11 protein-coding genes are annotated in these 14,956 nt (G+C 60.7%); 1 reads left to right on the plus strand and 10 read right to left on the minus strand.

Translation table 11 applies throughout. The features are described 5' to 3' along the window. Position 1: 1 nt before the first annotated feature. The 6 genes from PMI07_RS14505 to PMI07_RS14530 form a co-directional block, all read right to left on the minus strand. On the minus strand, positions 2-943 hold the full coding sequence (locus PMI07_RS14505; protein WP_007771603.1) for an ABC transporter permease: 942 nt from the start codon (positions 941-943) through the stop codon (positions 2-4). Then, positions 943-2,526: an ABC transporter substrate-binding protein gene (locus PMI07_RS14510; RefSeq protein WP_007771604.1), complete on the minus strand. Its 1,584-nt coding sequence runs from the start codon at positions 2,524-2,526 to the stop codon at positions 943-945. Before PMI07_RS14510 ends, PMI07_RS14505 begins: the two co-directional genes overlap by 1 nt. A 43-nt stretch (positions 2,527-2,569) precedes the next feature. Then, entirely contained in the window at positions 2,570-4,213 is a 1,644-nt protein-coding gene (ggt, locus tag PMI07_RS14515) for a gamma-glutamyltransferase (protein ID WP_280949765.1), read from the minus strand. 225 nt (positions 4,214-4,438) lie between these two features. After that, positions 4,439-5,407, minus strand: a complete 969-nt coding sequence (locus PMI07_RS14520) for a LysR family transcriptional regulator (RefSeq protein WP_245277140.1) — start codon at positions 5,405-5,407, stop codon at positions 4,439-4,441. A gap of 75 nt (positions 5,408-5,482) precedes the next feature. After that, entirely contained in the window at positions 5,483-6,691 is a 1,209-nt protein-coding gene (locus PMI07_RS14525) for a CoA transferase (protein ID WP_007771607.1), read from the minus strand. A gap of 23 nt (positions 6,692-6,714) precedes the next feature. Further along, the gene (locus tag PMI07_RS14530) at positions 6,715-9,009 is read right to left on the minus strand and encodes a molybdopterin-dependent oxidoreductase (RefSeq protein ID WP_007771608.1); all 2,295 of its coding nucleotides are present in this window, start codon (positions 9,007-9,009) and stop codon (positions 6,715-6,717) included. Positions 9,010-9,220: 211 nt separating this feature from the next. Between PMI07_RS14530 and PMI07_RS14535 the strand changes: the two genes are divergently transcribed. Beyond that, the gene (locus PMI07_RS14535) at positions 9,221-10,516 is read left to right on the plus strand and encodes an FAD-binding oxidoreductase (protein WP_007771609.1); all 1,296 of its coding nucleotides are present in this window, start codon (positions 9,221-9,223) and stop codon (positions 10,514-10,516) included. Positions 10,517-10,736: 220 nt separating this feature from the next. Here PMI07_RS14535 and PMI07_RS14540 read toward each other — a convergent pair whose 3' ends face one another. The 4 genes from PMI07_RS14540 to PMI07_RS14555 form a co-directional block, all read right to left on the minus strand. Beyond that, entirely contained in the window at positions 10,737-11,102 is a 366-nt protein-coding gene (locus tag PMI07_RS14540; protein WP_007771610.1) for a cupin domain-containing protein, read from the minus strand. Between the two features lie 62 nt (positions 11,103-11,164). Beyond that, positions 11,165-12,454, minus strand: coding sequence for an FAD-binding oxidoreductase (locus PMI07_RS14545; protein ID WP_024163817.1), 1,290 nt, complete (start codon positions 12,452-12,454; stop codon positions 11,165-11,167). A gap of 5 nt (positions 12,455-12,459) precedes the next feature. Then, positions 12,460-13,383: a 4-hydroxy-tetrahydrodipicolinate synthase gene (dapA, locus tag PMI07_RS14550; protein ID WP_007767624.1), complete on the minus strand. Its 924-nt coding sequence runs from the start codon at positions 13,381-13,383 to the stop codon at positions 12,460-12,462. Positions 13,384-13,407: 24 nt separating this feature from the next. Then, the gene (locus tag PMI07_RS14555) at positions 13,408-14,901 is read right to left on the minus strand and encodes an aldehyde dehydrogenase (RefSeq protein WP_007767623.1); all 1,494 of its coding nucleotides are present in this window, start codon (positions 14,899-14,901) and stop codon (positions 13,408-13,410) included. Positions 14,902-14,956 lie beyond the last annotated feature (55 nt).

Raw genomic sequence — 14,956 nt, forward strand, 5'->3', positions numbered from 1 at the left:
CTCAATATCGAATGCGCGGATCGACGATGATGTAGGTAATGTCGATCAGCAGGTTTACGCCGACATAGATGAATGCGAAGAACAGCATCAGCCCCTGTACCACGGGATAATCCCGCGCCAGGATTGCATCGATGGTCAGTCTCCCGATGCCGGGAATATTGAACACGCTCTCGGTCACCACCACGCCGGAAATCAGCAGCGCGATGCCGAGACCTATCACCGTGATGATCGGCACGGCCGCATTTGGCAGCGCATGCCGCCAGAGCATGCGGAAGGCAGGATTGCCCTTAGCCTTCGCCGTGCGGACAAAATCCTGCCCGAGCACTTCGAGAAGACTGGAGCGGGTGACGCGGGCGATAAGCGCCATGAGCACCAGCGCCAGGGTCAGCGATGGCAGTATGAGATGCCGCATCGCCGCCGCCGGGTCGACCAGCGGACTGACATATCCCTGCACCGGCAACAGGCCGGCGCTGATGGAGAAGAACAACATCAGCAGGTAGCCGACCACGAAAGCCGGAATCGAGAAACCGAGGACCGACAGCGTCATAACCACCCAGTCGACCCAGGTATTGTGCCGCCAGGCTGCCAGCGCTCCGAGCGGCACGGCGACCAGAACCGTGACGACGATGGCACAGAGGGCAAGCATCAGCGTCGGTCCCAGGCGATCGGCGATCAGGTCGCTCACCGGCATGCGCGAGAGGATGGATTGCCCCAGATCTCCCTGCACGACGCCTGCGATCCAGGCTAGAAACTGCAGCGGCAAGGGCTGATCCAGCCCCATACTCACCCGTAGACCCTGGATTTCTGCGGGCGTCGCTGCATCACCGGCCATGATCGTCGCCGGATCACCCGGGCTCAGCCGAAGCAGGAGAAACACGATCACGGCGACAATCAACATCACCGGGACGGCCGACGCCGTGCGAAGGATTATTAGTCGCAGCATCAGCTCTTGGCCACGTTCCAGAGAACGACGACTGGAGAGTTGACGTAATCCTTCAACTCCGGCCTCAGCGCGATGAACTGCTTGTAGGTTCCGAGCGGAATGTAGAAGACCTGGTCATAGGCGCGCTTCTGCATTTCCTCGGCGATCGCTTTCTGCTTGGCCGGATCGGGTTCGCGCTGATATTGCGTCTTCAACGTCTCCGTTTCCGTGTCGTCGATGAAACCGGTATAGCCGGCCTTGCCGCGGGCATCGAAATTCATGTTACCCAGCGGCGAGATTAGGTCGATCCCGTCGAAGACAGCATGGGCGAGGTTCCAACCACCCTCAGCCACCGGGCCAGAATTGGCACGCCGCGTCAGGAAGGCGCTCCATTCCATCGTCTGGATTTCGCTTGCGATGCCGATCGAGGCGAGAATCTGCTGGGTCATCGGTGCCAGCGCTGAGAAGGAGGCCACGTCACCAGGCGTGATGATGACGACCTTCTCGCCTTTGTAGCCTGACTCCTTGACCAGTTGTTTCGCCCGTTCCAGGTCCGGAGTACCCTTGTCGGCGAAGCCGGCGGCGGATTCCAGCGGCGTGTCGCAGCCGAACAGCGCGCCACATATGCGGTAGTCGTCGGGATTGCCGACCACGATGTCCAGATAATCTCGCTGGGTCACGGCCGCCTGCACCGCCTGGCGCAGTTTGACGTTGTTGAAGGGGGCCTGCGCCCAGTTGAAGCGGATCGTCGAAACGGTCGGGCTTGCCCTTGCGATGACCGTGATATCGGAACCGTCAAAGATCGGCTTGCGGTCTGGGCTGACCGACTCGATGATATCGAGCTCCTTGTTCTGCAGGGCGCTCATCGCCGTATCCGGGCTCGGAAACCAGATCACCTCGATGCGATCGACGGCTGCCACCTTGCCACCGGACAGCCCATCCGCAGGCTCCTTGCGCGGCACATATTTGTCGTTCTTGACATAGGCCCAGCTGACACCCGGCCGGAACTCCTCCTTGACGAAGCGATAGGGGCCGGAACCGACTACCTCCTCCAGAACGGTCGCCGGCGGGAGATCGGCAATACGCTTCGGCATCACGAAAAGCGGGATAGAAGTCGGTCGTGCGAAAGCCTCTAGCATGATGCCGAAGGGCTCGGTCAGAGACACGCGGAAGCTGCGCTCGTCGGCTGCGGCAATCTCCTTCGTCACGGCCTTGAGGCGCAGGCCGACGACATCCTTCTGCCACCACCGCTTGATGGAGGCAACGACATCGCCGGTCGTCACCGGTGCTCCGTCATGGAAGGCGAGACCCTCTCTGAGATGGAAATCCCAGGTCAGGCCATCATCCGACATTTTCCAAGTATCGACCATCTGCGGCTTCGGCACATAGGCGGAATCCATGCCGAAAAGAGTATCATAGACCATGAAGGCGTGGTTGCGGGTAATGTAGGCATTGGTGGTGACCGGATCGAGGACCCTCAACGCGGCATGCGGCGCGAAACGGATGACGCTTTGCCCCTGTGCGCTGGCGAGACCGGGTCGGGTAGCGGCAAAAAGAAGTGCACTGCTGGTGAACAGCAGCGCTTCACGACGGTTCATATCCATTGCAATTCTCCTCTGAAGTTTCTGTTATCGTTGTTTATTTTTATCAGTACGCCTTGCCGCGGCGCGGGTCCGGCCAGAACGAGGTGTTGGCGCGGGCTGGACCGCCGCCGGCCGCCATTGGCACGCCGTCTGCGCGCCAGCACGAGGCTCCGGTCATCGATCCATCCGCGTGGAACTGGATCGCTCCCATGCCGCCTGCCACATGAGCCGAGGGCACGATCTCGTGTCCCTTCTGCGCGAGCCCCTCCCTGACGGCCTCGGAAAATTCCATCTCGACTTCGACTTCCTGGCCCCAGGTAAAGACCCGCGGGGCTTCGACAGCCTCCTGGATCGACATGCCGTGATCGATGAGGTTGATGACCGCCTGCATTGCCGACGCCGGAATACGATGAGCGCCCGGAAGCCCGAGAGCGAATGCGAGCCTGCCCTCCCTTCTGGCAATAAGGGCGGTTATCCCGCTGGTGATCCGTTTTCCAGGTGACAGCGACAACGCTTTGCCAGGATGAGGGTCAAACAGATACATGTAGTTGTTGGCGATTATTCCGGTTTGCGGAATGACCACGCGCGCTCCAAACAGGCTGTTAATCGTCTGCGTCGATGTCACGACGTTGCCGTCGCCATCCGCGATCGTCACATGCGTAGTGTTGGCCGACTCGTTGCTGAGAATTTTCGCTTCCTGCCGGCGGGCGCGCTCCGGATCGAAGTCCCCATGCCTTTCCTGCGCATAGGCCTTCGATGTCAGCCGTTCCAGCGGCACGTCGACGAACGCCGGATCGGCCGTCACGGCAAGCCGGTCTGCTGCAGCAACCTTCATGGCCTCGATCAGTCGGTGCAGCGTCGATACGGTGCCAAATCCTTCGGCCGACACGTTCGCGGCTTCGAGCAGGTTCAGCACCTGGATGGTCTGTACGCCGCCCGAACATGGGGGTGGCGGGCCTATGATCTCGAAACCGCGATAGATTCCGCGGACGGGTTCGCGTCGGATCACCTTGTAATCGCGGATATCCTTTTCCGTTACCCATGTACCGGAATTCTTCAGGAAAGCGCGGACATCGTTGCCGAGTTCACCCGCCAAAAGCGCTTCAGCCCCTAAATCGGCGATGGCTCTCAGCGTTTCGGCGTAATCCTTCTGGACAAGCATCTCGCCGGCCGCCAGCGGTTTACCGCCCGGCAGGAAGATCGCAGCAATCGCTTCGTCGAGCGCCAGGTCCGGACTGATCTCGCCGATACAGGTGGCAAGATAAGGAGACAGCACAAATCCCTCTTCCGCATAGCGGATCGCCGGATCCAGAACCCGCTTGAGAGGCAGCCGGCCGAAATCAGCCGACATCTGACACCATGCCTTGAGATTTCCCGGTACGGCGATCGCCTTGGGGCCGACCCTGTTTTGCCGGCCTTTGGTTTCCATATAGTCGGGCCAGCTTTCCGAGATCGGCGTGTAGCCGTCAGGTGTTGCGCTTGCAGGTGCCGTTGCCAGGCCGTCAAAGACATGCAGGTCGCCGTTGGCGAGATGGACGACCGAAGTGCCTCCGCCGAAGATCCCGACCATCATAGGCTCGACCACCGTCAGAGCGAATAGCGATGCGACTGTCGCATCGAAGGCATTTCCGCCCGCCGCAAGCATTTCCATCGCAGCCGCAGAGGCCAGCGGATGATTGGTCACGGCCACGCCGCGAGATCCTGTCACCGGGGCCTTCTCACATCGAAAAATAACCCCTGCACGCTGCTGCCAGTCGGACAATTTGCTGCCTTCCACCCTAATGAGAATGCTGGACACATGCGCGCAGGCGATTACGCGGTGCACATTCTGCTGCGATCTCGACTATGGCGGACATTCGAATGCGACCGCCGTCAACATATTAAATGACAGCTGGATGATCATCACAATATTGCTGGAGCTTTAATTTGATAATCAGGACTTATCAGACGAGCCAGAGACAGTGCGTCCCGCTTCGGTCATCTGCTGCATATGATGGCGGGTAATTACAATGAAGGAGCGCACGATCGGCGAATGATCGCCACGCCGGAACGCGACGGCTAGTTCAGCCTTCACGTGCTGCCCCTTGATCGGCCTGTAGACCAGGGATGGCAGCTGGATGCACCGAGTGGAGCGCGGCACAAGCGCCACGCCAAGCCCGATCGAGACCATGCTGGCGATCGTCATGAAATCACGGCCATGCGGCCCGAAGCGCGGTTGGAAGCCGGCTTTCTGGCAGGCAACGGTAGTATGGTGATGAAAGCTGATCTGGGAAGAATGCACGGGGATGATGAAGTCTTCGCCTGCAAGATCCTTCAGATCGACCTCGGCCTGATCAGCCGCGGGATGTCTGGTATTCAGGGCGATATCGAGATCCTCGAAAAGGATGGGGATCGTATCGATGTTGCGGGGCAGCGGTGCGGGCGGGCGGATAAAGCCGATATCCATCCGCCCTTCGGCGATGGCATCGAGCTGGCGCAGCATTTCAAGCTCCGAGATGTGAAGCTCGACCGATGGATGATTTTCCCGGAACTCGCCGATGACCCGCGTCAGCATGCCGGTATAAGCGGCCGACCCGACATAACCGACGGCCAGCCTGCCGACCTCGCCGCGCGCCGCGCGCCGCGCGATCTGGGTCGCGACATCGAGCTGCGTTATGATCTTGCGCGTTTCCTCGTAGAACAGTTCGCCCGCCAGGGTGAAGCTCGGCTTGCGCCGCGAGCGATCGAACAGCCGCACCTCGAGTAGATCTTCGAGGATCTTGATCTGCTGGCTCAGCCCGGGCTGTGCGACCCCCAGGCGCTCGGCGGCCCTTGCAAAACTCATCTCCTCGGCAATCGCCATGAAGTAGCGGAGATGCCGCAACTCGATGTTGCCGAAACCACGGCGTTTTGGCGCGTCCAACTGCAGCCTCGCTTTTTTGCATTCACGGGGCGGCAGCATAGGCGAAGTCCAATCGATATCAATTGCTATCGGACGTCAGGCGGTCTCCGGTGCGACGATCCTGACGGCACCTTCCTTGACGAGGCCTAAGATCTCTTCTTCGGAATAGCCTAGTTCCCGCAGCACATGTTCCGTATCCTGTCCGAGCACCGGTGCCGGCCCCGAATGCTCGGGCTGCGATACGCTCCAGGTCGAAGGAACCCGCATCGTCCTGATCCGGCCCTCCACCGGGTGCTGGCCGTCCTCGAAAAAACCCACAGCTTTGAGGTGGGGATCGTCCATGATGCTGGTCAGGGAATGCAGCGGCATGCAGGGTATGTCGGCCGCATTGAGAAGCTCTTCCCATTGCGCCGTCGTTTTTGTCACAAATATCTCCGTCAGGCACTGGTTCACCTCGTCGATATTCTCCTGGCGCCCCGCAAATGTCCGGTATCTGCTGTCGGCAAGCTTCACTGGGTCGCCCACCAGGGCGCGAAAACGCTGCCAGTGCTGATCCGTATAGATGACGGCACCGAGATAGCCGTCTGCGGTGGCGAAGGGCTTTCGGCCGCGAGAGAGCAGGCGGCGGTAGCCGCCCTGATCGAGCGATGGCTGGAACGACAACCCACCCATATGGTCACCGAGCACGAAGCTCACCATGGTCTCGAACATCGGCATGTCGATGCGTTGCCCGCCACCGGTCAGGTCGCGGTGGCGAAGGCCGGCAACGATTGCAATCGCCGCATGCAGGCCGACGATCCGATCTGCCATGTTGACAGGCACATAGGCGGGTGCCTCGCCGGAAGCCTGGGCAATCAGCATCGGTATCCCCGATGCGGCCTGAATGAGGTCGTCATAGGCGGCGCGATCAGCGTAGGGGCCGTTTTGACCGAAACCGAAGGCGCCGACATAAAGCAGGCCGGGATTGATCGCCGCTACCTTGTCGTAGCCCAGTCCCAGCCGTTCCATCGCCTTCGGACGGATGTTGTAGAAAAGCACATCGCAGGTCTGCGCAATACGCAGCAGCGCATCCAGCCCGCCTTCCGTTTTGAGGTCGAGCACGACACTGCGCTTGCCGATGTTGGAATGCATGAACATGCCACCCATGCTGCCGCCGCGACTGGCACCGGCATGGCGCAATATGTCTCCCCCGACCGGCTCGATCTTGATGACTTCGGCGCCCATGTCGCTGAGGATGGCGGTAGCGTATGGCCCCATCAGAACAGAGGTCATGTCGAGGATGCGTATCCCGTCGAGAGGACGCATGGGCAGTCTCCTAATCGTCTTGCTCAGCAGCCAACCAGTGTTGGTGGGTCGTAGGCCTGGATGGGAGGGAGCGGGCCGTCGTAGCGGCACACATCCACTATGGTCACCTGGCCGGAACATCCCTGGGCTAGTTTCGAGGTGCCGACGTCGCGGGTTACCGTGTTGGGGTTGCCATGGCGGCATTCGGTCCGGTTCACATCATGCTCAATCGGGTCGAACCAGGCACCGGTCGAAAGGTTGATGACACCCGGCATCACGCCGTCGCTCAGCACGGCACCGGCAAGGCAGGCGCCACGCGAGTTGAATATCCGGATGATGTCGCCGTCGCCAATGCCACGTGCAGCCGCATCCTGAGGGTTAAGCCGAGCCGGCTCCCGTCCACGAACCTTCGACGACTGGCTGTAGGCCCCGAAATCGAGCTGGCTGTGCAGCCGCGTCGCGGGTTGATTGGCGACAAGCACGAAAGGATGGTTGCTGTCGGGTTGATCCTCGGGTGCGAACCAGGTGGGATGACCGGGGCAATCATCATACCCGAAATCAGCAATGGTCTTGGAAAACAGTTCAATCCGTCCGCTCGGAGTCGGCAGTGGCGTTGTCTTCGGATCGCACCGGAACGAACGAAGCAGTCCGCCGTCGTCGGGCGCCGAAGGCAGGGCAAGTTCCCCACGCCGCCAGAATTCCTCGAAATCCGGCGCATCCCATCCTCTGTCCGCGAGCGCCTTGCGCGTCGGTTCGTAGAGATGCGCCATCCAACCGCGCGCGTCCCGCCCCTCGGTAAAGGCACGCTCCGTCCCCATCAGCCGTGAAAGCTCTGAAAATATCTCGTAGTCGTCGCGTGCCGCGCCGGCCGGCGGAGCGAGCCTTTTCATGGCGATCAATCTCGGATCGGTCGCCGCAGCGCCGATATCTTCGCGCTCCAGGGTCATCGTCGCCGGAAGCACTATATCGGCGGATCGTGCCATCGGCGTCCAGGCATTCTCCTGAACGATGATCGTCTCCAGCACGGCAAAGGCCTGTTGCAGCCTGTTGAGGTCCTGATGATGATGGAAGGGGTTTCCACCTGCCCAATAGACCAGGTGGATATCCGGGTAGGTCATGTCCCGGCCATCGAACTGATAGGTCGAACCGGGATTCAGCAGCATGTCGCAGATCCGTGCGACCGGAATGAAATTCGCGACGCCGTTGGTCCCCTGCGACAGGGTCGGGATGGGGACGGAATTGAGGCGTCGTCCCGTGTGTCCCATGGCGCCAAGAGCGTAATTGTAGCCGCCGCCGGGCAATCCTATCTGGCCGGCCATGGCCGCGAGCGCGACACCGGCCCAGACGGGTTGTTCGCCGAACCGCGCCCTTTGCAGCGCATGCGCCACCGTCACGAGGGAGCGCCTTTGCGTCATCTCCCGCGCAAGCTCGACGATCGTTTCCACGGGAACGCCGGAAACTGCGCTCGCCCATTGCGCCGTCTTCGGCTGCTTGTCGTCGCGCCCTTCCAAATAGGCGGCAAACACATCGAAACCCGTGCAGTAGCGATCGAGGAAATCTCGATCATGACGTCCCTCTATCAGCATCATATGGCAGAGCCCGAGCATGACCGCGACATCGGTCCCCGGATTTATCGGGTGCCAGATCGCCCCCGCCTCCGGTGGAAAATCGTCTCGCAACGGGCTGAAAAGGTGGAACCTGCAGCCGCAGGCAGCGGCCTGCGCCATGGAGCCCCGTTCGATATGGGAGGTGATGCCGCCGCGGGCGATGTTGGAATTCTTGAGCGCCATGCCGCCGAATGCAAGCACGAGATCCGTGTCCGCGACGACCTGGTCCCAGGTCACGTTGTGGCGCGAGAGCGCCTCGAACGGGCCCATCACCCGCGGCAGGATCACCGACGAAGCACCCGCACTGTAACTGTTGACCGATCGCACGTAGCCGCCGATCGAAACATTCAAAAACCGATGGACCTGGCTCTGAACATGATGGAAGCGCCCGGCGCTCGACCAGCCGTAGGAACCGCCGTAAACGCCTTCAGGCCCATGCCGGTCGCGAACCTCGCCGATCGTTCGGGCAACGATCGGCAGGAGGTCTTCCCATTCCATCTCGACGAAGACATCATCCAGCCGGCGGTGCCCCGAACCCGGCCCCTTCTCCAGCCACCCCTTTCGAACCGCCGGCTTCAGGATACGGGCGCGGTGCCGCAGGACATCACTGAGATTCCCCAGGATCGGAGACGGATCGGGATCGGACGGATGCGGCCGGACGTCCAGCCGCTCGCCATCCCATCTCGCAGTGAACGTACCCCAGTGGGCCGCATGGGAAACATGACCGGACATCGGGCAGCCCTTCCTAAAACCGAAGCGCTTCAGCCAGCAGCTCCGTCACTCGGCTCATTCTGTCGGACCCCGGCACATAGATCCAGTACGTGCAAAACATAACTTCGATAAGTATATCCTATCAAAAAAGGTCGCTTCGCATCCTTGGATGGGGTCATCGCGATAGCTAGGCTCTCGTCGGAGCCCATCGTGAGGTCCACGGAGATGCGTTATGAAACATGCACCTGCCTACAATTCGAGATCAGGGTGGAATGCCTTTCTGCCAACACGTCAACCGAAGACTGACCTGCCCTCAGGCCGGCGTTTTCGTACGATCGTCGTCGGCGCGGGCTTTACCGGACTGGCGATCGCCCGCCGGCTTGCTGAGCTGGCACTGAAAGAGGAAGTTCTGCTGATCGAGGCATCGACGATCGGCGAAGGCGCCTCCGGACGAAATTCCGGGTATCTCCTGATCAACCCCGGCGAACCCAGCGCCAATGCCGCCGGCTTTAGGGAGAACTGGGCAGGCAGGCAGATGGGTCTGGTCGGCGAAGGCTTCGAACTGCTCCGCTCGCTCGTCAGATCCAACGGAATAGATTGCAACTGGAACGATAACCCGCTGGCAATCACCGCTGCAGCGACACCGGGCGTAGAGAAGACGGCTCGCGAAACACGCGTGACCTACATGGGATGGGGCCTCGATACCCAGGAATACGATCGGCAGGACCTGCGACGGATTACGGGAACGGACTATTACCGATACGGGCTGCAGTCGCTGACAAAGGCGTTGATCCAGCCCGCCGCGCTGCATCGCGGGCTTGCGGATACGCTTCCGGCTGCCGTTACGCTTTTGGAGAACACCACGGTCCGGGGTTTCAGCGGGAACTCGCCAGTCGACGTGGCGACCGATCGCGGCGAATTCCGGTGCGACCGCCTGTTTGTCGCCAACAACCTGCATGCCAGGTCGCTTGGCATCGCCCGCAATCGCATGGTCGGTATTTATACCTATGGCGCCTTCACGCCGGAACTTGGCGACGACGATCTGCAGAAGTTGGGCGAGGAACCAGACTGGGGTATCCTGCCGGCGCATCGCATGGGGACGACATTGCGCAAGACCGGTCGTCGTCTGCTGATACGAAGCGGCGACTCCTACGAAAGCGAACTTTCGACGGACGATGCACGTCGCATGTTGACGACGCTCTACCGCAACCGTTTCCCGCTTATGCGCAGCCACGAGCTGGAATATACTTGGGGCGGGCTGACAGCCGTCACCCACAATGGCGGTTTCTATTTCGGACAGGTCAGACCGGGGATCTATGCATCCGTCGGCTGCGGTGGAGCAGGCGTCGTCCGCGGCACTGTGCAAGGCAAGCTTCTGGCAGAGCTTGCCTGCGGCATCGATTCCCGCCTACTTTCGGACCGCCTTGCCATGAAAGCTGCAAACTGGCTTCCGCCGGAGCCGTTTCGCGGGATCGGAGCGCGGCTGCAGATTGCATTGGAGCAAAGGCAGGCAGGACAGGAACGTTGATCCTCCTCATGCCCGCGAGCATCATAGCTGTAGGGACGCCATCGATTGCTAGGAAGCGTCTTGAGCCAATTCGAACTGTCGACCCCTGCCGTTCACTTTCTCAAGTTGTTGAAAATCCAACCTTTGCTGCACAACGTGCTATTATGGAACTCTGTCGTCAGAGGAGCGTCGCCGCGCTGGTTTTGACTGCGCTTAAATTTAATTTAGGCCACGCTGAATTCTACTGGCCCGCATCGCCGGCCGAAATGAAATAGACTTTTCGCACGGTCTCGTGCACTTCCCAGGTTCCACTCCAGCCGAGCGGCAGGGTGAACATGTCACCGGGACCAAAGAAGTACGACCGTCCATCCTGGCTGTGGATGGTCACACGCCCGGTCAACAGAAAACATGTCTCCGAGGTCGCCTCGCGCGTCGTGGCAAAACGGCCGGGTGTGCATTCCCAGATTCCGCTTGAAATCGCGCCATCGGATCTTTCCCAGAACTGCAGGGAGGCTTCTGTCTGCCCCTCGTCTATGGACGTCGGTTTCACCTTGAACTCTCCAATGTCGAGCGTCAGAGGAGCGTGGAAAGACAAAATATCGGTCATGTATCTCACAAGATTTAGGGTCGTATGTTTCTGAAAAGCGGGAATGCGAAGGCGGGCATCGATCAGATGCCAAGCCGGTCCTTCATGCGGCCATGCCAGATTGCGACCTTGGCGCCGATCGGCCAGAAACGGTGGAAGGCGATCGGCTCGACCGGCGAGACCGCCAGCGGAAAATCCTTCACCGCCCCGCCCTGAAGAAGTTTTGCGAGGTGAGGCCCAAGGGCGGTGCTGAGCGCCACGCCGCGGCCGTTATAGCCCAGTAAGGCAAACACGCCTTCCGCCGGATTGTGCAGATGCGGCAAATGATCGCCGGTCATCGCCACCCGGCCGTTCCAGCCATGCGTCCATGTCGCCTGCGACAGCGATGGCCAGAGGCGTTTCGCATAACCAGTCAGGTTCGGCAGCAGATCGGCGGAAAACAGCGGCCGCATCGGACCGCGCCCGCCGATCAGCAGCCGGTTTTGCGCGTCCATCCGATAATAGACGGTGATATTGCCCGATTCGTAGAGCACCGAGCGCGAGGGCATGATCTGCGATGCCTGCCTGCCACCCAGCGGTTCGGTCGCAGCGATCGCGCTGAAGACCGGAATGACCGAGCGGCGCAGGCCGGGCCACAGGTCGTCCGTATAGCCATTGGTCGCGATCAGCACGCGCTTCGCGGCAACAGAGCCTCTCGATGTCTCCAAAACCCAGCTGCCGCTGCGGTCTGTGAGCGACTTGACTTCGCTGTCGCCGTAAATGGCAGCACCTGCCGACGACGCGGCTGCGGCAAGCCCGCGCACCAGCTTTAATGGACTGACGTCGCCGCCCCTGAGATCGAGCATCGCAGCCCGGTAGCGGTCGGTGCCCGTGGCCGCGGTGGTGGCCGATGCGTCCAGAAGCCGGACCGGCATGCCGTAATGCTGCCATTTCTCCACGGTGTGCTTCAGGATATCGACGGCCCTGCCATGGCTCGCTGCACGAATGGTGCCGTTCTGCCGCGCATCGCAATCGATGCCCAGCCGGCGGATCAGTGAAAGGGTAAAATCCGGGCCAAGCCAAGCGAGATCGACCAGTGCCCTGCCCCGCTCAGGGCCGAACATCGCCTCCAGCGCGTCGGGGTCAAATTTCAGGCCCGGGTTGAGCTGCCCGCCATTGCGGCCGGACGCGCCCCACCCCGGCTGGCGGGCTTCGACAACGGCAACGCTGGTGCCCGCTTCGGCAAGGTGAAATGCCGCCGACAGGCCGGTCAACCCACCGCCCACGATGGCAACTTCGACTTCGTGTTTTCCATCGAGCGCCGAAAAGTCGGCTCCCCTACCGGCCGCTTCGCGATAGAGGCTGCTTAGGCTGGCGTCTTCGTCGTCATGCATAGAAGTCAGGGCCTTTGGACCGGTTTGATGGGCAAGATGCCATCGGCATGCAGGCTCGACAGCACCTCGAAGAGTTTTTGCTTCAGGCCGGAAGAAACCTGGCCGAGCGGCAATAGCGATGGGCCGTTCGCAAGACCGATCAACTCCAGCGCATAGCGGAGCGGCGACGGGTTTTCCTCGGCAAACAACTTATCCATCAGCGGGCTCAGCTTGCGCTGCAACGTAAGCGCCTCCTTGAACTTGCCTGCCTCGGCCAGCGCCTGGATCTCGTTCCAGACGCCGGGTACGAGCACAGCCGAAGTCAGGATACCACCACGGGCGCCTTGGCTGACCTGCTGGGTGAACAGCGTATCTTGACCGCTCAGCATCTGGAAATCCGGGGTTACCCGCTCCATGACGTGGTCGAAGTGGTAAAGGTCGGTATTCGACGCCTTCATGCCGATGACGGTGCCATCGTTAGCAAGGGTTGCGATCGTATCGGGTGTCAGCACGAAGTGGCTTCGCGCCGGGTTGTCGTAGAGCACGATCGGCAGATCGACGGCTTCGCGATAGGCTTGAAAATACCGAATGACGCCGACCTGATCGTTGCGGGCGTAATACGGAACGATCACCATCACGGCGTCGGCGCCGGCGGCCTTGAAGTCGCGCCCGACATCAACCGCGTCGCCGAAGCCCGGCGACAGCACGCCGGCGACAACCGGGATTTTGCCTGCAGCCGCTTCGACGCTCGCTTCGACCGCCTGAATGCGCGTCCTTTGCGAAAGCGCGGTGAACTCGCCGGTACCGCCGAGTGGCACGACTCCATTGACCCCATGCTCGATCATATAGCCGATCAACGCCATCATGCCGGCTACATCACAGCTGCCATCGGCAAACACCGGCGTCGGGCAGGCAGGCAACAGGCCACTTAGGAAAACAGGTTTGGTCATATCGTTCCTTCCTTGTCTCGCGTGTCAGCCGAGATTGATCCAGGTGGCCTTCAGGTCGGTATATTTTTCCAGCGCGTGAAGCGACTTGTCGCGCCCCGACCCAGACTGCTTGAAACCTCCGAAAGGCGAGGATATATCGCCATGATCAAAGCAGTTGACCCAGACGACGCCTGCCCTCAGAGCGCTGGAGACCTTGAAGGCGCGGTTGATGTTGCTTGTCCAGATGCCGGCTGCCAAGCCGTATATGGTGTCGTTGCCAACGGCGATCGCCTCGTCTTCATCCTTCACCGAAATGGTCGAGAGAACCGGGCCGAATATCTCTTCCTGGGCGATCTTCATCTTGTTGTCGACGTCGTCGAACAGGGTCGGCTCTATGAAATGGCCGTCACCCGCCTCCATCCGCTTGCCACCCAGACGGAGAGTTGCGCCTTCGGCAATGCCGCTTTCGATATAGTTCATAATCGTGTCGGCCTGTTTGCCATCGACAATCGCGCCGATATCGGTCCTCGGATCGAGCGGATCTCCGACCTTCATGGCCTTCGCGGTCGCGATGATCTTCTCGACCACCTGGTCTTTGACCTTGTCTTCGACGATCAGGCGGGAGCCGGCATTGCAGACCTCGCCCTGATTGTAGAAAATTCCCCAGGCGGCAGATATTGCCGCCGCATCGAGATCCGGAGCGTCGGCGAAGATGATGTTCGGAGATTTGCCACCACATTCCAGGCCGACCCGTTTCAGGTTGGACTGCCCGGCATATTGCATGAAGTATTTCCCGACTTCAGTCGATCCAGTGAAGGCTATGCAATCGACATCCATGTGAAGGCCGAGGGCCTTGCCTGCGATCTCCCCGCGGCCGGGCAGCACATTGAAGACGCCGTCGGGAATGCCGGCAGCCGCCGCGAACTCCGCGATGCGGATAGCCGTCAGCGAAGACTGTTCGGCGGGCTTCAGAATCACCGAGTTTCCAGCCGCGAGAATGGGAGCGATCTTCCATGAGGCCATCAAAAGCGGGAAGTTCCAGGGCACGATGGCAGCCACCACGCCGAGTGGTTCGCGTCTCATCAGCGAGATAGCGGTCGATGGGGTCGGCGCGATCTCGTCATACACTTTGTCAACTGCCTCCGCATACCAGCGGATGCAGTTTATCGACAACGGCAGGTCCACGGAAAGGCTGTCACGGATGGGCTTGCCCATGTCGAGGGTTTCTAGCAGCGCAAGCTCATCGGCGTTCGATTCTATCAGTTCGGCGAACTTGAGCAGCTTGGCCTTGCGCTCCCTCGGCGCGGCTTTTGACCAGGAGCCTTGTGCGAAGGCTTTACGCGCGGATGCTACGGCACGATCGACATCCGCCTCCTCGGCCGAGGCGATGACGCCGAGCAGCTTGCCGGTGGCAGGGTTGAATGACTCGAACGTGGCATCCGAGAGCGCTTTCGTATAACGCCCGTCGATGAACGCCTCGCCCCTGATCTGAAGATCTCGCGACCTCGCGTGCCAGATATCCACCGTCATATCGTTCATCACCGCCGCCCTTAATTTTTAGGAAAATGTGTGCGGCAGGCTACACAATTTCAGA

It is taken from the genome of Rhizobium sp. CF080 (genome assembly GCF_000282095.2).
Lineage (GTDB): Bacteria > Pseudomonadota > Alphaproteobacteria > Rhizobiales > Rhizobiaceae > Neorhizobium.

Bases quoted from the DNA above. Each gene is read 5' to 3' on its own strand.
- PMI07_RS14505 (WP_007771603.1), bottom strand. From the start codon at position 943: ATGCTGCGACTAATAATCCTTCGCACGGCGTCGGCCGTCCCGGTGATG.
- PMI07_RS14510 (WP_007771604.1), bottom strand. From the start codon at position 2,526: ATGGATATGAACCGTCGTGAAGCGCTGCTGTTCACCAGCAGTGCACTT.
- PMI07_RS14525 (WP_007771607.1), bottom strand. From the start codon at position 6,691: ATGCGTCCTCTCGACGGGATACGCATCCTCGACATGACCTCTGTTCTG.
- PMI07_RS14530 (WP_007771608.1), bottom strand. From the start codon at position 9,009: ATGTCCGGTCATGTTTCCCATGCGGCCCACTGGGGTACGTTCACTGCG.
- PMI07_RS14535 (WP_007771609.1), top strand. From the start codon at position 9,221: ATGAAACATGCACCTGCCTACAATTCGAGATCAGGGTGGAATGCCTTT.
- PMI07_RS14540 (WP_007771610.1), bottom strand. From the start codon at position 11,102: ATGACCGATATTTTGTCTTTCCACGCTCCTCTGACGCTCGACATTGGA.
- PMI07_RS14545 (WP_024163817.1), bottom strand. From the start codon at position 12,454: ATGCATGACGACGAAGACGCCAGCCTAAGCAGCCTCTATCGCGAAGCG.
- dapA (WP_007767624.1), bottom strand. From the start codon at position 13,383: ATGACCAAACCTGTTTTCCTAAGTGGCCTGTTGCCTGCCTGCCCGACG.
- PMI07_RS14555 (WP_007767623.1), bottom strand. From the start codon at position 14,901: ATGAACGATATGACGGTGGATATCTGGCACGCGAGGTCGCGAGATCTT.